The organism is Lujinxingia vulgaris (assembly GCF_007997015.1).
Lineage (GTDB): Bacteria > Myxococcota_A > Bradymonadia > Bradymonadales > Bradymonadaceae > Lujinxingia > Lujinxingia vulgaris.
Map to the genome: position 1 here is coordinate 489,692 of NZ_VOSM01000004.1, position 20,472 is coordinate 510,163.

Annotated in this window: 13 protein-coding genes; 8 read left to right on the forward strand and 5 right to left on the reverse strand. The window is 67.1% G+C overall.

From position 1 onward, the window contains the following. The first annotated feature begins 19 nt into the window (after positions 1-19). The 4 genes from FRC98_RS11225 (at position 20) to FRC98_RS11240 (ending at position 5,280) form a co-directional block, all read left to right on the forward strand. A complete protein-coding gene (locus tag FRC98_RS11225; protein WP_146981501.1) occupies positions 20-1,543 on the forward strand; it encodes an MBL fold metallo-hydrolase in 1,524 nt (507 codons plus the stop codon). Between the two features lie 115 nt (positions 1,544-1,658). Next, positions 1,659-2,201: a hypothetical protein gene (locus tag FRC98_RS11230; RefSeq protein ID WP_146981502.1), complete on the forward strand. Its 543-nt coding sequence runs from the start codon at positions 1,659-1,661 to the stop codon at positions 2,199-2,201. Between the two features lie 314 nt (positions 2,202-2,515). Then, on the forward strand, positions 2,516-3,001 hold the full coding sequence (locus FRC98_RS11235; protein ID WP_146981503.1) for a VHL beta domain-containing protein: 486 nt from the start codon (positions 2,516-2,518) through the stop codon (positions 2,999-3,001). Continuing rightward, positions 2,998-5,280 (forward strand): tetratricopeptide repeat protein, encoded by a 2,283-nt coding sequence (locus FRC98_RS11240; RefSeq protein WP_146981504.1) that lies wholly within the window; start codon positions 2,998-3,000, stop codon positions 5,278-5,280. Before FRC98_RS11235 ends, FRC98_RS11240 begins: the two co-directional genes overlap by 4 nt. 339 nt (positions 5,281-5,619) lie before the next feature. Here the strand turns inward: FRC98_RS11240 and FRC98_RS11245 are convergent, their stop codons facing one another. Further along, positions 5,620-6,501: a hypothetical protein gene (locus FRC98_RS11245; RefSeq protein WP_146981505.1), complete on the reverse strand. Its 882-nt coding sequence runs from the start codon at positions 6,499-6,501 to the stop codon at positions 5,620-5,622. A gap of 350 nt (positions 6,502-6,851) precedes the next feature. Here FRC98_RS11245 and FRC98_RS11250 point away from each other — a divergent pair, with 350 nt between their 5' ends. The 3 genes from FRC98_RS11250 (at position 6,852) to FRC98_RS11260 (ending at position 10,477) form a co-directional block, all read left to right on the forward strand. Next, positions 6,852-7,835, forward strand: a complete 984-nt coding sequence (locus FRC98_RS11250) for a hypothetical protein (protein ID WP_146981506.1) — start codon at positions 6,852-6,854, stop codon at positions 7,833-7,835. Positions 7,836-7,941: 106 nt separating this feature from the next. Continuing rightward, positions 7,942-9,768: a vWA domain-containing protein gene (locus FRC98_RS11255; protein WP_146981507.1), complete on the forward strand. Its 1,827-nt coding sequence runs from the start codon at positions 7,942-7,944 to the stop codon at positions 9,766-9,768. Between the two features lie 295 nt (positions 9,769-10,063). Next, positions 10,064-10,477 (forward strand): hypothetical protein, encoded by a 414-nt coding sequence (locus FRC98_RS11260; RefSeq protein ID WP_146981508.1) that lies wholly within the window; start codon positions 10,064-10,066, stop codon positions 10,475-10,477. Between the two features lie 181 nt (positions 10,478-10,658). On the opposite strand, the gene FRC98_RS11265 is transcribed toward FRC98_RS11260, so the two are convergent. The 4 genes from FRC98_RS11265 to FRC98_RS11280 all read right to left on the reverse strand — a co-directional run bounded on the left by FRC98_RS11265 (position 10,659) and on the right by FRC98_RS11280 (position 19,764). Beyond that, complete coding sequence (locus FRC98_RS11265; protein ID WP_146981509.1) at positions 10,659-11,000, reverse strand: cupin domain-containing protein; 342 nt, start codon at positions 10,998-11,000, stop codon at positions 10,659-10,661. Positions 11,001-11,227: 227 nt separating this feature from the next. After that, the gene (locus FRC98_RS11270) at positions 11,228-14,041 is read right to left on the reverse strand and encodes a hypothetical protein (RefSeq protein ID WP_146981510.1); all 2,814 of its coding nucleotides are present in this window, start codon (positions 14,039-14,041) and stop codon (positions 11,228-11,230) included. Beyond that, complete coding sequence (locus FRC98_RS11275) at positions 14,038-17,262, reverse strand: poly-gamma-glutamate biosynthesis protein PgsC/CapC (RefSeq protein ID WP_146981511.1); 3,225 nt, start codon at positions 17,260-17,262, stop codon at positions 14,038-14,040. The genes FRC98_RS11270 and FRC98_RS11275 overlap by 4 nt, the downstream gene beginning before the upstream one ends. A gap of 3 nt (positions 17,263-17,265) precedes the next feature. Next, the gene (locus FRC98_RS11280) at positions 17,266-19,764 is read right to left on the reverse strand and encodes a hypothetical protein (RefSeq protein ID WP_146981512.1); all 2,499 of its coding nucleotides are present in this window, start codon (positions 19,762-19,764) and stop codon (positions 17,266-17,268) included. 350 nt (positions 19,765-20,114) lie between these two features. Between FRC98_RS11280 and FRC98_RS11285 the strand changes: the two genes are divergently transcribed. Further along, positions 20,115-20,456, forward strand: coding sequence for a hypothetical protein (locus FRC98_RS11285; RefSeq protein WP_146981513.1), 342 nt, complete (start codon positions 20,115-20,117; stop codon positions 20,454-20,456). The last annotated feature ends 16 nt before the right edge of the window (positions 20,457-20,472 follow it).

Genomic DNA, 20,472 nt, shown 5'->3' on the forward strand with positions numbered 1-20,472 from the left:
AGCGAGGCGGTCTGGAGCTATGACGCGACCTCCCCAACCCATCCAGACCGCCTCACTCACCCTGATCCGCTCCGATCGCGGCCGCCCGGAAATCTTCTGGGCGCGCCGCCGGGCGGATCGTTCGTTTCTTGGCGGATGTTTTGCGTTCTTCGCCGGCGGCCAGGAGCCGGGCGACCGCGACCTTCCCACCGCCCTGGCCTCCGCGCTCGAAACGCAGCGCCGAGAAGACGGCCCACCCACAGACCCGTCTCTGACTCAAATGTCGCGGGACGAAGACGTGCTGCGCGCCACCGCGCTCCGAGAGTGCTTTGAAGAATGCGGCGCACTCTTCTGTGAGAGCGGCCTGATCGCCCCCACCTCCGGCGCTCCGCCTGAAGCCCGCACCCTGCCTCAACCTCTGCCCTCACCACTGGCCACCCACCGGCTGCGCTACCACTTCAGCCGCCGCACTCCGAGCTGGATGCCCCCGGCCGACACCGCCTTCTTCACCCTGCACGTAAGCGACGAAGAAGCCCGCGCCCTCGATGATTTAAGCGCCCACCTCGACCCCGACGAGCATGACGAAGGCGCCTGGATGACCCCACAGGCAGCCCTCACGCTCTGGGAGGATGGCCAGGCGCTCGCCACCACCCCGATCGTCGATCTTCTGCGTTTGCTCGACGCTGCCGAAGTCGCGTTCGTCCCCGAAACTGGCCTCGAACCGAAACCCGTCGACGACGCCATTGAGTATCTCGGCGGCGTCACGATGCTGCCGCTGCGCACCGCAACTCTTCCCCCGGCCACCCACACCAACGCCTACCTCATCGGCCGCTCCTCCTTTGTGATCGTCGACCCCGGCCCCGACGACCCGGCCGACCTTTCCATCTTAAGCGCCGAGATCGAGCGTCGCATCAACGCCGGCGATACTCCCCGGTCCGTGATCCTCACCCACCACCACCCGGACCACATCGGCGGCGCCGGCCCTCTGGCCGCCCGCTTCAAGCTCCCCATCTTTGCCCACCCCTTGAGCGCCCCGCTCCTCCCCGATTTGCAAACCCGCGCGCTGACCCACGGTCAGACCATCGTGCTCGATGACTTCGGCCCGCTCGAAGTCCTGCACACTCCCGGCCATGCGCCGGGGCATCTCGCGCTTTACCACGCCCCTTCCCGCAGCGTCTTCGCCGGCGATCTTGTAGCCTCCCGCGGCACCATCATCATCGACCCGCCCGAAGGCCATATGGGCGACTACCTGCAGAGCCTGCACACCCTGCTCGCCATGCAACCCCGCGTGCTCTTTCCCGCCCACGGCGCCCCCATCGCCGCCCCGGCCCGGCTTCTGTCGCATTACATCGACCACCGACTGCTTCGCGAAGCCGCCGTCCTCGACGCCCTGCGCGCCCATCAAAACCCGGCTTCCCCCGAAGACCTCATCGCCACCGTCTACCCCGACATCCACCGCGCCATCTGGCCTCTGGCCGCCCGCAGCCTGCTCGCCCACCTGATCCACCTCAGCGAACAGCAGCTCGCCACCCGCACCGACGACGGCCAATACCTCGCCACCTGACCGCCCCTCATTGTTGTTTTGCCCTAAGGGCGGGTTTTGACAGCCCATCCCCCCGCGTGGCATATCGTCGGGGCAATTCTTCAAAAAACCTACCCAGCTCGCTATGGAGCGCATTATGACTCAGGCATCGCCTCAGATCGGCCCGCTCGGATCTTCGTTTGAAGTGCCCTCACACGCGCAGCACACCCTCGCCAGACTCATCGAAAAGGCCGACTTCGGCCGCGTGCACTTCTTCATCAGCGAGGCCGTCGACGCCGACGCCATCGACGCTCCCACCCCGGCCGGCGACACCCTCAAACTGGCCCTCCTCGACTACACCCACCCCCTCGACGCCATCGACGACGCGCTCTTCGAGCATATCGACGACGCCGACATCCAACCGGCCACCCTGCGCGATCTCCTCTGCTTCGCCATCGCCCACCCCGGCGCCCAGCTCGAACACGAGATCCTCGCCACCGGCACCATGCGCACCCGCCACGTCTATGGTGCCGAACGCAAAGGCGAAACAACCTGGGCCCACACCAACCGCGACCGCTCCATCTGCCAGTGGGTCACAGGCCTCACCCACACCGGCAAGCGCCGCGAGCTCATCCCGATGGAGATCTACCTCAAAGATCTGCTGCGCCAACCCGCAAAAGTCCTGGTGCGCATGAGTTGATCTTTGAAATCTGTCCGTCCGAGACACGGACATCCTCAAGTTTTTATGCGGCCGATCCGCACTTCGTCACATCCAGAAACGCCCCGAAACGCCCGACCTCACGTCGGGCGTTTTTTGCATCGACACCAACCCTCTCCCAAAGCTCGGATCGCTCTTCCAAAGGTCAGTCCGTTCTCCCAAACAGCCGCCACCCCGTTTAGCTTTGCCGATCACCGCCACTTAAACTAAAGTTACAGGCGCTTAATCACATCCAGTCCCCTGCCGGCACGCCGGCGAGTGCGTTTTGGTGGCAGTTCCTTCCGGAGTACCGATTGATGGCAGTGTTTGTATCCTTCCCGCGCCCCTTCCGGGCCCACTCGCCAGCTCGCTTACATCTACTGGCGCTCCTGCTCCTCTCCAGCCTGCTCGTCCACTGCATCGACGACGAAGCGCGCGACTTCGACGACTACCTTTTGGAGATGGAGTCGCGCGGTCTTTACGACCCCACCGAAGACCCTTACGCCGAGGACAGCGATCTTCCGCCGGCCATCGAAGCCAGCCTCTGTTCGCTACCTGGCAACGGCCCTGCACGCACCGTGAGTTTTGAAAACTCCACCTCCGTCGACCTCGACATCTTCTGGGTTGACGTCCAATGCACCCTGCGCCCTTACGGCATGGTCGCCCCCGGCCAGCGCCACGATCAACCCACCTTCGAGGGACACGCCTGGCGCTTCCACATCGCCGGCAGCACGCGCCCCGTCTTCGAGGTCCTCCTCGACGCCTCCACGCCCAACCCCGTCGTGATCGAGGGCCAGCAATGAACGCCTCCTCTCTGCGCGCCGCGCTCGCGCTGCTCCTCGCCACGTTCGCGCTCAACGCCTGCGCCACCAGCGACGCCTACCGCGCCGCCGAAGACGCCATGGATGAAGGTCGTTACGACGCAGCTCTGCAAAGCTACGACCGAGCACTCGAGACGACCTACTACCCGGCCGAGTTTGAGCGCGCCGCACAACGCCGCTGCGACGCCCTCGACAAACTCGTCACGCCGGCGATTACCGACGCCCGCGCCCTCCCCACCTGGGAAGAACGCCGCGATACGCTGGTCGCACTGCGCGAGCGTTTCGCCAACTGCCAGTCTCCCAAAGGCCGACAGCAGGTCGACACCGCCCTCAACGAAGAGGCCCTGACCTACTGGGACGCCGAGCTTGCCCCGATGATCGAGGCCGGCCAGCGCGACGACGCCCTGGTTCTGGCGCGCCCCACCGCCGAGCTCCTCCCGGGCATCTATGAGTTCTGGCGACGCTACACCCTGCTCCGCGCCGAGCTTCATCAGGAAGCCCTCCAGGCCCTCGAAGCCAGCACCACCGAGCTCAGCCGCGCCTTCTATCAGAACCTCGCCAGACTCTACGCCCCCGACGAAGGCACCATCGCCGACGACGCCGCGCTGCGCACCCGCTTCGGCACGGGCTTCTTCGCCCTTCCCCTGACCGCACTCAACGTCGAGCTTGCCGGTGAGCAGAGCCAACAAAACGCCTTCTGCACGGCCCTGCGCGACGAGCTGCAGGCCGGCCTCACCGAGCCCGCCGCCAGCTCCCCGCTACGCGTCGCCCTCGACATCGCCCAATGCAACACCTCCACCTCCCGCGTCGACGAGACCATTGTCAGCCGCGAGCCCTACTACGAGATGCGCACCGTCAACGAGCGGGTCTGCCGCTCCTACACCGTGCCGGTCACCGTGCAGCAGCCCTCGCGCCGCGTCTGCAGCGGAGCGCAGCGTTGCTACCAGACCGGCCGCACCCAGCAGACCTGCTTTCGGGACTGCAGCTACGTCGGCGGCGGCTCCACTACCCGCAACGAGACTCGCCAGCGCTGCCAGATGGAAGACGTCACGCGCCGCGTCGAGCTCTGGCGCGAAGTTCGCACCCCGGGCTACCGCGCGCTGCGCACGATGGCGCTCCAGGGCCAGGCCACCATCACCGACGAGCGCGGCCAGACCACCACTGTGCCGGTGGCCTTCACCACCACGCTGCCCTCCGCAGTGGTGCCCACAGGTGCCGTGATCGATGCCCCGACCATCGAGGTAACCCGCGCCGAGCTCACCACCCGCATCCTCGCCGAACTTCCCACGCAGCTGCGCACCCACTACGCCTCCAACGTGCTGATCCCCCGCCAGCAGGCCAACTTCGCCCGCCTCTCGGCAGAGGAAAAACTCGACCTCGCCATCGCCCTCTCGCTCCACAACGCCACCGAGCCGCTCACCGCCGCTGGCCGCGCCTGGCTCAGCGAGCTCTCCGGCGCCAACGAGCTCACCCTGGCCGCTCTGATCGGCGGCGCCGAAGACTTCCACCCCACCCCCTACGCCCCCACCATCACCGCGCCGATCTTCGACTACGGGCGCATCCCCCTTGACCACCCCGCCTCCATCGCCATTCACGGCGCGGCCCCTTTCCAGGTGCTCTTCACCGGCCGGGTCGTCAACCACGACGGCTTCCCCACCCAGGCCCCCCGCCAGGGCACCCTCGTGCATTTTGGCTACCGCGCGAACATGGCCAACGGCTTTCTGGACCGCTACCTGGGCTGGATCTACCAGGATCAACTCGACCTGCTCTTCTCCATCGGCGCCCGCACCTCCGAGAGCCAGACAGTGCTCGACGAAGTCGGCGAAAGCCGCCGCGAAGAGCGCGGCCTGGCCTACGGCTACCGCTTCTCCTACACCGGCATGTACGGCTACCGCGGCCCCTCCCTGGGCACCTTCGTAGGCCTGAAACTCCAGCGCTCCGGCGACCGCACCGGCCACATCTTCACCGCCGGCGCCGCCATGCCCGCCGTCCTCCAGCTGGAGCTTCGCCACAACCCCACCTACCCGGTCATCCTGCAGGCCTGGGGAGGAGATCTTAACCTCACCCGCTTCAACCGCACCTTCGGCGCCTCGCTGGCGATTCCGGCCGGCGTCAACCGCTGGTTCTACGCCAGCGCCGAGCGCCGCCGCCTGCGCACCCAGTTCTACGCCCTGACCCTCGATGAGCGCGTCGACGCCGGCATCCGCCCCTCCTGGGAGTTTCATCTGGGCATGAGCTTTGGCATCGCCCTGGGCCAGTAATTTTGACGACTTATGTCCGTCCGAGACACGGACATCACCTTTTATGTATGTGGCCGAACCGCATTTTTTCCCCAACCCTCCCAACTCACAAGCAGCCCTCCAGGGCGGCGTCCAGCAAGGAGCGAGGACGAAGCCGTAGCAGCGCTACTGCGAGGACGCTGCGACGCCGCTGGCGTCGTTCTGGGGGGCTGCTGCGGCGTCCAGCAAGGAGTGAGGACGATAAGCCGTAGCAGCGCTACTGCGAGGACGCTGCGACGCCGCTGGCGTCGTTCTGGGGGGCTGCACCCCACCGTCCGAGACACGGACATCACCCTTGATTTATGCGGTCTTCCGCCGATCTTAGCGAAAGAGTCGACCGCCCGTGCGTCGCGCCTCGATCTCCACCTCCCAGTCGGCCCGCCGCTTTGCGTCTTCGAGCGCAGCTTCGGCGCGGTCGGCCTGCAGCGCCGCATCCATATCCGCGCTGAAACTCTCCCAGCGCTCCACCGGGATGTCTTCGCCATCCTCACCCACCCGCACCAGCGTGCCGTCCTCAAGCCGGCGCATGCGGCCGGCGGCGATCTCCTCGCCAACATCGATCGTTTTGGCGTTCGCCAGCGCGTTGAGAAGACTCCCCGTCTCTTCGCCAATCCTCGGTGAGAGCTCTCCCACATAAGTCGCATCATCCGCCTCAAAGACCACGTCTTTGAGGCCGCCATGAGGCTCATCAAAGGTCCAGACCTGCACCGCGCTCAAGTGGTAGTTAAAATGCGCCAGGGGCAACGACACGCTCAAAAGCCCCACCGGAAGCCCCACCAGCGCCACGGCCGCGATCGTCAGCGGCCAGCGCAGCATATGCGCCCTTAAAAGGCGCGAGACACCTCCCACCACCAGCGCCGACGCCCCCGCCACCGTGATCACCGGAAACATCCGGATCGGGTCGACGAAGAGCTCAAACTGCACCCAGGCGACCAGCGTCGGGACAAGCCACGCCACCGCGGCCACCGCAAACCACCGCCTCCCCGGCACCTCCATCGCATCGAGCACCCCGGCGTCTCCTCGCCGGCGCAGCACCACGGCGTGCAGCACGGCCGCCAGCACGATCATCAGCGCCCCGAACCCGCCGAGTTGCAACGCGTCGACAAGCGACTCCCCGTCGAGCAGGTCTCGAAGCAGTCGATTGGAGCCCACCCAGACAACGACCGCCCCGAAGATATAGAGCAGCAGATAGATCACGCCCATTCACAACCCCTCATCACGTCTGCCTCACGTCTCTCACCATCATAATGTATCGTACTTAAGCCAGCTTAGCACAGCCATCACGGTCCGACCGAGACACGGACATCACCCTTGATTTATGCGGTCCTCCGCCCTCACTCCCAATCCTCAAGCAGCCCTCCAGGGCGGCGTCCGGCAAGGAGTGAGGACGAAGCCGTAGCAACGCTACTGCGAATCCGAAACGACGCCGCAGGCGTCGTCCTGGAGGGCTGCCCCCCTCCCCCGGGTGAGTTGCACACACCTCCCCACCACCGCTACTCTACCGCTCGACCCACCGGCTCGACCTTCGCCTCAAACCTCCGGGGACCTCTCGCATGACGCGTCTTGTTTTTATCGCCACCATCGCGCTTCTCGTCGCGCTGGCCAGCAGCTGCCAGAGCACCTCGGTGCAGCGCAGCAACGCGCAGGGCCCCCCCACCCAACTTCGAGCCGGACTGGTACTGGAAGATGCCCGCGCACCCCAGGGCGAAGCCGGCCACTACCAGGCCCCCACCCTGGCCGAGCGTCTGGCCCTTCAGGAGGCGATCCCGCAGCTGCTCCGCGCCCTCGACGATGACTCCCCCGACCTCGACGCGCTCAGTACTCGCCTGCTTGAGGCCGGGCTGCGCCTGCAACCCTACCCGCATGGCGATCACACCTTTTACTCCCTCTTTGAAGCCGGTCCGACCTGGCGTGGCAGCGGCGTCTACCTCTTTCGCGCCGGCGACGACGTGCAGGAGGTTGTGATCCAATCGCCTCACTCCTACCACGATCGCAGTACCGACCTCATCGGCCTGGCGCTCTTTGAGGCGCTCAACGTGCGGGCTTTTTATATGAACAGCCTGCATCGCTACCACGCCACCGCCGACTTCCGGGAGACCGACGACTCGCCATCCGACATCTGCCACAACAGCGCGAGCGTCTTTCATCATATGAGCACCGCCGCGCTCACCCACTCCCCGCAGCTTCGCATCGTGCAGCTCCACGGCTTTCGCGCCGCCGATCGCGGCCCGCGCGCCTACGACATCATCGTCAGTGACGGCAGCGACGAGCCCCACCCCTGGACCCGGGCGGTGGTCGACGAGATGAACCGCGACTGGAACCCGCCGGCCGGCGTCGCGCTCTTCCCCCGCGACACCACCGCACTGGGCGCCACCGGCAACGTGCTCGGCCGATTTGCCAACCTGCACGCCCCCGGGCGTTTTGTGCACCTGGAGTTCAGCGACGATCTTCGCGACGCCCTCCAAAACGACATCACCCCCCTGGCGAGCACGCTGAACACCCTCCTCAGCTCGCCCCCCTCCCCTGACGCCCCTTAAGGGTGAAGGTTGAGGCAAAGGTTGAACTTTGCGTTACAGCGTGTAACACTCAGGTTGAGATCATTCTCTTACCTACAACCTGCTGTATATCGCTGTGAGCTGTCTTATGCCGTACTCGCACACGACCCGAGCGCGCCACGTGCGCCCGCTGCTTTTTCTGGCGGCTGCGGCGCTGAGCCTTCCGGCATGCAACTTTTTTGAAGATCCCAACTTCGTCGAAGCCGAGCCCGGCGTGCTGCTGCAACGCGTGCGCGGGGGCAACAACGGCAATGGCCAGGGCAACGGCAATGGCCAGAACCAGGGTGGTGAGTCATCGGAAGATGGCGAGACCTACGTCGGTCTGGATTTTGTGACGACCGGGCCCGACGGCCAACCGGTGGGCTGCTCCGAGAGCGACCCCGAGGTCGCCATTGAGCTCTCCTTTGAGGGGCCGGATTCCGGCTTTGAAGCCGTCGACACCTCGACCATCGCCGCCTGCGGTCAGACCGGCGCGGCCGATGTTGTGCTGGTCGTCGACAACTCCGGCTCCCAGGAGTCGGTGCTCCAGCGCACTGAAGAATCCGCCCGGAGCTTTGCGGCGCAGGTGCTTGCCGCCGGCGGTCGGGTCGGCATCGTCCGCGTCTCCACCCACTCGCGCGTGCTCACCGAGCTGACCGACGACCAGGCCATCATCGACGCGGCCATCGACCAGCTCTTTGTCGAAAACGGCTGGACCTCGCTCTACGACGGCATCCGCATGGGCAATGAGGTATTGGGCCGCGCCCTGGGCACTGCCGCAGCCGAGGCCCACGAGGATCTCGACGATTTCTGCCAGGCCCGCCGCCCCTTCGCCGTGGTGGCCTTCACCGACGGTCGCGACAACAACTCCTCCGACGAAGAGCTCGCCACGCCCGAGAGCGACGGCATCGACACCACCCTCAATGAGCTCTTCGACCTGAACATCGACGGCATTAGAACCCCGGTCTACACCGTGGGCCTGGGCCTTGAGCCTGACCACGAGAAACTCACTCAACTTGCGCAGGCCACCGGCGGTACCCACCTGGAGAGCTTCGGCGAGGGCGCGCTGAACATCTCGTTGGGCGCGATCGCGGAGTACCCCTATGCGACCCACCGCGTCTGCGCGCAGACCTCCCGCAAGGGCTGCGGCGTGGCCTGGGCGCGCGTCTTCTACGGCGGCAACGGCGCAAGCGACAGCTTTTATGAAGATGGCGAAGTCCGCGAGGTGCACATCCCCTGCCCGCACGCCGCACCGGCGGGCCGCTCGGTGGGCATCCTGCTCAAGCTCTCCCACCCCTCGATCGAGCGCGCCACCGCCGCGCGCATCGCCCGCAACGCCGTCTCCTGGGCCACCCCCGTCTTCTCACCGCGTGTGCTCGTGGTACGCGACCGTGCCCACAACGAGCATTACGCCGACGATCCCCTCTTCATCACCGAGCTCCTCGAAGAAGGTGGCTTCGACGTGACCTTCATCAACGAGCCCAACGGCGGCCTGAGCAACGGCATCCTTAAAGATTACGACGTCGTCTGGTTCTCCAACCCCGACCAGCCCCTGAGCCGCAAGAACACGCTGCTCTCCCTGCTGAAGTTCGCCGGCGACGGCGGCGGCGTCATCCTCTCGGGCGACGACATGACCTACTCGCGCTTCCAGTCCTTCCCCATGACCAACCTCCTGCACCTGGAGCACGAGTCGAAGGGCGCCTACACCTGCGAGCAGTACACCGACCGCGATGAAGGCGGCCAGTGGCAGGTCTCCCTCAACGCCACCGACCACCCCGTGCTCGCCGGCGTCTCCCAGACCAGCTTCGCCTACGGCTACTCCCTCGACCACGCCACCGCCCTCGACCGTGGCGAAGAAGTCCTTGCCTCGGCGACCTTCACAGACGGCACGTGCGAGAAGACCGTACCGGTGATCGTGGCCTTCTCCGCGAACTGAACATCACTTCAACGCCCCCATCCACGCCACAAAAAACCGCCCCCGACCCTCGTGTCGGGGGCGGTTTTTTATGACCTCCGTGCGACGCGCTGTCCGTCCGAGACACGGACATCATCCAGCATTCATGCGGTCTTTTGCCACGTCCACTCTCCCGGCCCGCCCGTCTGGGCAACCTCCTACGCGGACGATCCCGCAGGCATTGACACGCGACGCCTCAACTGTCTAGGAGTGGGTCATCGCAACCCAAAACAATGAGTGGATGTATCCCAGATTCCTTTTTCCGGATGAGTTGAACATGAACATCAAAGTAAAAAGCCTGCTCTTCGTGCTTTTGGTCGGCCTCTTCTCCTGCGGCTCGGACGACGAGCCGAACACGTCAAATGACCAGGACAACCAGGACAACGAGCCCACCCCCTACCTTTGCGGCGGCGTTGACGGATGGTACGAGGGCGAATGCGCCGAAGGCGAAGTCTGCATTTTGCACAACGCGTCCAACAGCGAACTCTATAAGTGTGCGCCGGCTCCGTCCTCGTGTGGCGACACCCCCTCCTGCGACTGCGCGACAGTCGCGGAGTTCAGCGCGGAAGCCGACTTCGACCCCTGCAACGATCCCGACGCCCCCTCGCAGATCACCTCCTGCGAGAGCACCAACGGACGCGTGACGGTCTCCTGCCGCTACTATGAGGTGCTCGTCGATCCGCCCGAATAAGCGATCGCACATCAGGCCAGGTACAACCTCAACGACCACCGCTCCCCTCGGGACCGGTGGTCGTCGTGTTTTTGGCCTCAAAACCGCCCCTTCATGTCCCTCCGAGACACGGACATCGCCCTTTATCTATGCGACCTTTCGGCGCCTCCCCCTTCCGCATCGCCCCCGCAAAACGCACCGCTCAGGACGGCGACATTTTCCCGTGCACCGCCAACCACACACAGGGCGGATCGCTGCTCGTCGCCACCACCCGATGCCGCTGATGCGCGGCGATGAACACCGCGCTCCCCGCCACCAGACGGGTCTGCGTGCCGTCCTCCCACTCGAGCGTCGCCTCGCCACGCGTGAGCAACACCCACTCATCGAGCTCCTGGTCGTACCACTGCCCCTCCGGTGTGGTGTGCCCGTGCGAGATGATGCGCTCCACGCGCACCCCCTCGCCAGCGGCCAGAGTCTCGAAAAACTCCTCCTCTTGAGGCAACGCCTCGGGGATATCGAAAAAAGAAATACGCTCGCGCGTCATGCTCTACCTCGCGTTAAAGATGTTCAGAGTTTGGGGCCGATCGCCCGCATAATGAAGCGTTCCAAAGACGCGTTCAACGCTCTTTCCCCACCCCCATGTCCATGTTGCTGTCCGTCCGAGACACGGACCAACTCCAGCATTCATGCGCCTCATCGCCCCCTCACCCCCGAGCCCATTGAGGCTGACGACCTGTAGCCTCGCCCCCCGGACCTGCAACCCAAAACGCCTCACTCCTCCAACTGAAAAAAGCGCAACCACGCCCCCGAGCCATCCTCCAGGCGAAGACGCACCCGATGGGTGCCCGGCTCCCAGTCGCTGCCCAGAGGAATGGCGACGCGGACCGGCCCGTAGAGCCGCCGGCCATCGCCCCCCACCAGGGTGGCGCTGCGTTCAGACGCCACGAGCTCAAAGCGCTGCTCGGGCGCGGTGATTTGCCTCAAACTCTGCCCGGCTCGCCCACCCGGGTCACCGCCATCGACCACGCTGCGGAGCGTGGCGCCGGGGCGCTCCAGGTAGGCCACCACGTTGAGGTAGCGCTGCCCGTCGAGGCTGGAGAGCGCATCGACGAGCAGGTCGCGGCCGCGCGCCACGCGGTGCACGCGCCGCTGCCGCCACACCGGCTGCGCCGCAAGCGTGGTGGGCTCACAGTCGGTCCACCAGCGGCCGGTGAGCGATTCCGTCTCAGTGTCGGCATCGCTCTCGGGGATAAGGTGCAGGCTCAGCGCGCCGGCCCCCGCGCCCACCCGCGCGCTAATACGGCCCGTGGCGCTGAGCAGGCGCTGACGACGCACGGTGGCTCCCTGCCAGCGCACCTCCATCGTGCGGCCGACCAGCGCCTCATCGACCCGGTACTCCAGCGCCAGCGTGTCGGATCCGGAAGCCGGGCGACACGCGATGCGACCGCTCTTCCGAAGCTCGGCGCGCCAGGTCGCCTCCCAGCGCTGGCCGGCGAGCTCTGCGGGATCGACGCGCTCCAGCAGCACCGCGCCGAAGAGGTCGTTGGAGGGGCGCAACACCCGTGCCTCACTGCTCTCGCGCTGCTGCAGTCGCCGGGGCGGCTCCACCTCGTCGGCGCCCCAGCGCACCTCCCAGCCCTCCTGCACCGCCGCGCTTGCCGACGCCCACAGCTCGCGGCTGAATTCATGGCCCCAGCGCGGCTCCCAGCGGGCCTGCGACTCGCTCAACGCCCGACGGCCGCCCAGCGTGAGCGCCTCGGCGTTATCCGGCCAGATGCCCACCCAGGCCGAACGCGCACTCGGCGCGTTGCGCCAGCGCATCAGCTCCGGCACCCGATCGTAGGGCGGCTCCCAGGCCCGCTCCCCCGCCTCTGCCAGCGCCAACACCGACGCCCCCACCCACGCCCGCGCCTCATCATCGCCTTCGACCCACACCTCCAGTCGCTCCGCGCCCGCCGGAATCCAGAAGCGGTGGGTCGTCGGCTCGGCCAGCCGCTCGTAGGCCAGAAGCGCCTCGGGATCGGCCGCCATACGCTCCCGCTCGCGCAGTTGCTCCGCGTCCACAAGGCGCTCATAGGCCGAGTTTTCGCCCTCAAACGCCACTCGCCCCTCACCCAATGAGACATGTGATGTTCCCCCGGAACCCTCGCCATCCCGCGCGTCGGGGGCCCCCACAAAACGGTAGCGCAACGCCCCCGTCTGCCCCGGAAGATGCCGCAACGTCAGCATCAACGCGTCGCCCACGCCCTGCTCGCCAGCGCGCAGCCGATAGACCAGCGGTGCCTCATCGCCGCCGCGCGCCTCCCAGCTCACCGAGCGCCGGCGGTCGGGCAAGACCCGCGTGCGACCATCGGCGCTCCGAGCCAACTCCGGCGAGCCCGCCACCGCTTCGGGACGATCCACCCAGACGGCCAGGCGCCCGCCGCCGGGAGCAAAGAGCTGCACCGCCGCCGACTCTTTTGGTTTAATTTTTATTTTTAACGCCTGCCCGACCCGCTCCAGCGGGCGCAAACGCGCGAGATCATCGCCCACGCCTTTGACCTCGCGCTCCACGCTTTCAAACCCGAGCGTTGCCCCCGAAACGTCAACGACCTCCGCCGATTCTTCCATGGTGTTGGTCCGCGCGAGCTCCGCACGCAGCGCCCCGCCCTCCTCACCCACCCGCGCCGCAAAGAGCCTCACCGGCCCCTCCAGCGCAAAGGCCAGCGCCTCCCCCTCTTCCAGCGCCTCGCCAGCGTGAACCTCCTCAAACTCCTCAAAACGAAACTCCGAGGTGTAGAGCCCGCGCACCTCCGCCTCCCCCAGCGTGGTGTCGCGTCGCCAGCCGCCCACCAGCAGCCGATCGATCTCGGCGGCCGTCGGCGCGCTCCAGCCGGCCAGGCGCGCGCGCTCCGCAAGCTCCGCGCGCCGCCGCTCACTCAAGGTGCGCCCCTGCCACTCCCGCAGCCCGGCCTCGCGCTCAAAACGCCGAAAGACCACCACCTGCGCCTCATCCAGCCACACCTCCCCGGGCTCAAGCTCGGGGGCATCCTCGGGAAGTTCGCGTGTAAGCTCGACCTCCAGCCTGCGGCCCGGCGCGTCCCAGGCGCTCAGGTCCACGTCCACAAGGCGCATATCGGTCGGATCGCCCTCCCCCTGACCCACCGGGTAATACGCGGCGCGTTCGGCCCAGCCTTCACCCTCGGCCGGCCTGCGACTTACGCGCGAGCGCACCCAGATCGTGCGTGCATGCAGCGCTTGCCCCGCCTCATCGACCACCCGCAGCACCACACCGTACACGTAGCGCCGCTCCCGGTCGTAGCGCTCCGGCAAAAGGCTATTTTCGAGATGCCCCCAGCTTAACAGGCGCAGCTGTGGGCTGAGCTGCCCCATCGCAAAGGCCGGCCCCTGCCCCGGGCGCAGCACATAGGCAAGGTAGCGCTGGTCGCGCTCCTCCACATGCTCCGGGGCCTGCTCGGAGCGCTCGATCGCCAGCATCAACGAGCCCCCCAGCGCGCCGATGATCGCGACAAAGACCGCAAGGCGCAGCACCAGGCGCGCCCAGAGCTGCCAGGGTTTGTGTCGGGGCCGATCCCAGCTCGTCATGGCGCCTCCTGCGGCTCGGCCCCCGGAACAGGCGCGGGCGCGGGCAAACGCTCAACGAAGATCGCCGAGGCCAACGCCAGCGCCAGCGCGTCGGGGCGCTGACCGGGGCGCAGCCGGAGCTCGGTGCCCTCGTCGCCATCCACAACGGCGTCAAGGCGCAGCGCTCGCCAGAGCTCGCCAGAGGTGCCGGTCGTGACCACCAGCCAGCTCTGCTCCCGGGCCTCATCGACCACGACCTCGTAGCTGCGTTGCTCTGCCTCCAGGAGTTGCAGCGCGGCGAGGAGGTCGAGGGGGTTTCGTGTGTAGGCAAAGCGGCGGGTATGGGTCTGGAGGGCCTGCCACAGGGTCTCACTGAGCGCCTCGTTCGCCAGATCGGCACCCTCAAGAGGTTGGCTCCCCATGCGCTCGAGAAGCCCCTGACGCACCAGGCGTTCCTGGCGAGCAACCCTGGCGAGCGCCCGCTCCAACACCTCGGCGCTCAGGCCCAGCCGCAGCGCGCGGCGCTGATCTGCATCGAGCCACACCCGGGCAAAACGCCCCGGCGCCGCCGCCCGCGCCATCGCCGCGCCGACATCCTCCAGACCGCGCAGCTCGGCAAAACGCAGCTGCCCCTGGTCGAGCTCCAGCCTCAGTCCGGAGCGCGCCAGCGCGCTGTGCAGCGCGGCCGCATCCGCCTCCAGCTCACCCACGCTCAGGGCCTGATCAAAGCTCAAAAGCCCCGCCCCCTCCACCTGCCGCCCCTCGGCCAGCCCGCGCACCTGCAGCACCCAGGCCGCGTCATCGGGCTCCCCGAGCTGCAACACACGCTGGGTGGCCAGCAGCAGCGAGGGATCTTTAAGAGGATCGCCCAACACGCCCACCTCGCCTCGCCAGGCGCTCCCCAGCGCCAACGCGCGGGCCTGCAACGTGTCGGCCATCAGCGCGGCCGCCGCCCAGGTCCCGGCCTCGGGCCGCGCGTAAGGCGCGCTCACCATCAGCGGAGCGCCCGCTTCGCAGCGCAGCAGAACCACGCCAAAGCCGCGCAGCGCAACAACCTCGTCGGCCTCAGCGCCCTTCTCGCGCACCGCCCACCAGCACCCACCTCGGTCGTCGCGTAGCTGCTCCAGCGTAAGCCCCACCGCCCCGCCAACCCGCCGCGCGGCGGCAAGCTCCCGGCCCGCCACAAAGCGCGGAAACCCGCTTCGCCCCATCGCCACCAGCGGCTCAATCACCCCGCGCTGCACCGCCTCGATCTCTGCGGCGCTCGGCGCCTCCCCCAGCTCCCGAAGATGCGCCGCGACCGCCCGCTCGGGCCCCTCGATCAGCCCCGCCACATAGGCGCGCAGGCTCACCACCGCGCTCGCAGTCGGCTCATCGGTATCCGCCCCCCAGGCCGCAAGCCGCACCATCTGCGCGCGCCCCAGCATCAGCGTGACGTGCGCCCCGCGCGCGATCTCGCGGGTGCGGTCAGTGCCCGGCGCCACATCCCAGCGCACCTTCAGCCCGGGCAGACGCCCGCTGACCACACCCACCGGAAAGGCCGAATCCACCGCGCGCCCCATCCAGATCCCCCGCGACTCAAGCGCCGCGCGCCGAAGTTGCAACACATCATGCTCGCGCCAGGCCCGCATCATCCGCTGATGCGGCGAGCTCGCGTCGCTGAGCGGGTCGAGCTCTCGCCCGCTGCTCATTTTTGCCCGCGCGCCAAAGATCAACGCCCGCGCATCGACTTCCTCGCCAACCCGCAACGCCGCACTCACGACCAACGGATCCCCCCCGGCGTCGGGCACCTGCACCACCGGCCCTCGCCGCCCCGGACGCACCACCAACACCCCCAACCCGCGCACGTCCGGGTAACGCGCCAACTTCTCGGCCACGACAAAAGCCACGCCCTTGCCGTCGTCGACCACCGCGACCTCCAGCTCCAGCGTCGCGGCCAGCTGCGCGATCTCCGCCCGCGCGATGCCTTCGCGCGCCGACGACACCTCGGCCAGCTCCCCGAGCTCCGCGTAGCGCTCCACATCCATCGCGCTCAGCGCGCGCCCGCCGGCTGCCCCGCCCGCAAGCGCACTGCGCCTTAAGAGCTCCGCCTCCAGCGTGCCTCGTCCCTGCTCGCTGGCGTCGAGGCGCTCCACGCGCACCTCATCGTCGCGCACCGGCCCCGGCCCCACCAGTACGCTGGCCAGCACACCGCCGAGCACAAAGCCCACGATGCTCACCAACGCCGTGGGCACCACCACCATCACGATGTTCTTCTTCTGCACGATCTTCAGCGCCAGCAGACTCGCCAGCAAATACCCGAACCCGAAGAAGTCGATCGTGCGCACCTGCGGCGCCCCCAGAAACATCGCCCACGCCAGCGCAAACTTGATGAAGTAGCCCACGCTGAACACAAAAATGATCTTGCGCGGCCCCTCCATATTCAACTTACGCAGCGGCCCGCTGCGCAAAAGCGCGCCGGCCAGAAGCGCAAGCCCGATGGCCTCCCCAAAGGTCCACAGCGCCTTGAACACATCGAACCAGGCGATCGCGATGAGCGCCGGGATCAAGATCCCGCCAAAATCCCACCCCACCTTGATGTTGATGCGCCCGGCCAACGCCGCCGTCACCAGCAAGATGATGTAAGCCTTGGGTGAGGCGAAGAGATCGATGGCGATGTCTTCGTAATGCACCTGAAACTCGGCCACCCGCAGGTTCGTATACGCCAGCAACCCCCAGCGTGTGGCCGCGTATACCACCGCCGTGGGCATGAGCACCTGCCAGGCCCCGCGCCTCAACCCCACCTTCCAGAACATGTTGGCGGCGAGCGGCACAATCACAAGCCCCACCGAATTGAGCGGCCCGGGTGCATAGGGCGACACCCCGATCGCCGCGGCCAGCGGCACCCACAACGCCGGCCACACCCACAGCTCGCCGAGCACCCGCACGATGATGCTCATCACCAGAAAGGCGTAAAAGCGGTCGCGCCCGAACACCACCGACCACACCCCGAGCTTGCCCATCCCCTCCGAGAGCAACCACACAAGCCCGTAGGTGACCACCGCCTCCAACATCGCCACCGCCGCGCTGGTCGGCGAGATCAGCGCAACGCTGGCGAGGTACCCGGGGACGACCAGACCCACGAAGGTGTAGCCCAGCGTCTCGGTGAGCATCCACCGCAGCAGGAGCCCCAGAAAGACGATCGTGAGGATCGAGCTATCAAAGCCGCCCCCCGGAAAGATGTGCAGCGCCGCATCACCCACGTCTCAGCGCCCCTTCGGCAAGATGATGTCGTAGGTCAGCCCGTCGAGCTCGCTGTGGGCTTCCAGCCGACCGCCGCTACCCTGCACGTACTGCTTCGCCAGAAAGAGGCGATTTCCCCCACTCACATCGCCCTCGCCGCCTTCCAGGAGCCTCTGGAGCAGCGAGGTGGGGATCATGACGTTGGGAACATGCACGCGAATACGCGTCTGCTCGCCCTCCTGATGCACACTGACCTCGATCTGCACCTGGTCGGGCACGAGCTCGGCGCTGTCTTGAATCATCAGGCGAATCGCCTTCTGAATCGACTCGGGGTGCCCACGCGCGATCATCGGCTCGGTCGGCACATCGACGCGCACGCCGGTGAGCTCGGTCTGCGTCGACGCGCCGCGCAGCGCCTCGCGCACCACATACTGCACGCTCAGCGGCATCGTCGCCTGCACATCCTGCGGGGGTTTGAGCACCCCCTGAAAATCATCCACGACGCGCCCCAGATCGGCGATCGCCTCTTCCAGCCCCTCCACAAGGGTGCGCTCGGCGGTGCCCAGCCCGCTGCTCATGCTCAAGACGTTGGTGTAGCCGCTGACCACGCTCAATAGGTCGGCCGCGCGCGTGTTCACTACCCGAATCAGGTTGAGTTTTTCCCGCGCCCCCTCCACCGCGCTGGAGACGTCGAGGGCGGTGAGCACAAGCCCGCGCACCACGCGCCGCCCCATCTCTTCGCGCCACACCGCCGAGACGCAGATCTCCACCAGACGCCCCCCCTCCTCATCGGGCTCCCAGCGAAAACGCTGCGCCTCACCGCCACTCAACACCTCATCGATGCGGCGCGCCACCGAGGCCTCATCCTCCTCGGAGTGGCGCGCAATCAACCCGTAGATGCCTCCCTGCACCCGCTCCTGACCTTCGAGAAGTCGGCGCATCGCCTCGTTCTCAAAGGTGACCTCGCCAAAGAGGTTCGCGAGCATCAGCCCCACCTGGGCGTTCTCCGAGACATCTTCCAGCGCGCGCCGATCAAGCTCCAGATGCTCCATCGCCGCCAGCGCCGCGCCCACCATCGCGTCGGCCCGATCCATCTCCTGGGCCATCACCTCGGGCACGCCGTGCTCCATCCAGCGCCACACGATCTCGTCGGCGAGCTGGCGGGCGACGCGTTCAAGCGCGGGGCGACGCGCCTCGATCACGGTGGTGGCCGACGGCACGTGCAGCATCCAGAAGCCCACCACCCGCTCGCGCACTACCAGCGGGACCATCACCGTCTCCAGGCCGCCCTCGCGCACGTACCCCGTCACCACCTGCAGGGTGCGCCGCTCGTAGGCCTGCCGGTAGGGCGAACGCCGCACATCGCGCCGCAGCTCGGCGATCCCATCGTCCGAAAGCCCCAGATGCGCCCGAAACCCGATCCACCACGAGCCCTGCCCCAGCTCGGCAAGGCTCATCGCCTCCACGCCCAAAACCGCCCCTGCTCGCGCCAGAAGCTCCGACCAGAACGCCTCTCCGCTGGCCCCGCTGCTGCCCCGCCGGGAGGTGGCCTCTTTGACCGCGCCGGCCAGCAAAGCCTGCACCTCGCGCCCACGCGCGCGCCGGGTGGCCGGCACAAAATGCACCACCGAAAAGCCCACAAAAGCCCCGGCAACAACGCCCGCTCCCGAGAGCGCCAGCCCCACGTAAAACCCCGCGAAGACCGCGCCCCAGGCCAACATCATCGCCCCCACAAGCCAGAGCAATGAGGCGCGGCGAGTGGCCGCCCAGGCCCCCACGAGCAATCCCACGATGAGGCCCAGCGGCCCCTGCCCCGGCGGGCGCACAAGCCCCGCATCATCGGCGATGGTGGCCACCGCCTCCGCCCGCACCACCTCCCGGGCAACCTCGCCGTAAGGCGTTCCCGCCCGCTCCACACCGCCCCGAACATCGGGCACCACAAAGACCACTCGCCCCCGAAAGAGCCCCTCTACAAAGCCGGCCTCCTCAAGGTTTGCCGCCGACAGTCGCGGCATCCCCCCGCTGTAGTTGATGCCCACCTGCTGACGCGCGCCGATCGCATAGCCCGCCCGCTCCGCCAGATACCCCACCAGCGTGCGCGCGCCCCCCTCACGCACCACACGCGCCTGCGGACCCGGCTCAAACTCCCCGGGCGTCAAGCGCCAGAACTCGCACTCACTCCCCAGCCAGCGCGGGCGCGACTCGGCGTAATACACCACCTCAGCGGGGCATCCGTGCACGGCCTGCGCCGGCCCCCAGGCCAGCCCCGCCCCGGCATACACCGCCACCAGGCGTGCCCCGTCGCCCTGCACGCGCCCCACGAGCTCTTCCAGCAACGCCGCCTCATAAGGCGCCGGCCCGCGCTGCTCGGCAAAGACCTCATCGAGCGTCACCACCACCACCGACTGCGTCGTGGTTCGTTCCCCGCGCAAAAGATACGCCGCGCGGGTCAACGCCTCATCCAGCCAACGTCCACCGCCCACAGCGCCGATCAGCGCGCAGAGCACTCCCAGGGTCAGCATCACGACCACGCGTCGACGCTGCGCCTGCCACCACCCCCGCACCTGCCATCGCCAGCGACGCCAATGCACTTCGTAGAGCTCACAACTAAAAGAAATCCGCGCCGAATTCGCACATGCGCGCGGCGAGCACACCTGCCCGGGTGGGAGTGTAAAGGCTTGTTGTACGGGCAGCAAAAAATCGCACACCTGCCCTGTGCACCTGACAAAATCCTCTTTTCTATCAAAAACTTACAGGCGCCAACGCATCCTTCGCAGCGCTCGCCCCCTCATGTCCATGAGAAAGTTTGCGATCCCCCGACGCGTGTGCGAGACTCGGTACTGGTACAATCCTTTACAAGCGAGGCGACGCCATGAACACCAACCAGGTCAAATCCCTCTCGGCACTCGCCAGTCAGTTCGTGCAACGCGCCCACGCTTATATGGAGCAGGCCGACGCCTGCGGCTTTGACACCGAAGATCTGCAGGCTCACGCCGAGCGTTTCACCGCCTCCCTTCAAAATAACGCCGATGTCGACGAAGCCATGTACCGCGAGCTCGCCCTCAAAATGCTCGCCCACGTCGATCATATCCTCGAGGTGCTCGACCAGACCGAGCGCCCCGACGCGCAGCTCATTGAGATCGCGATGGCCGTCAAAAACACCTCCCGCTTGCTCAGCGCGGTGCATAACTTCGACGCCCGTTTCCAGCGCTAAGCCCTCCTCCGCAGCG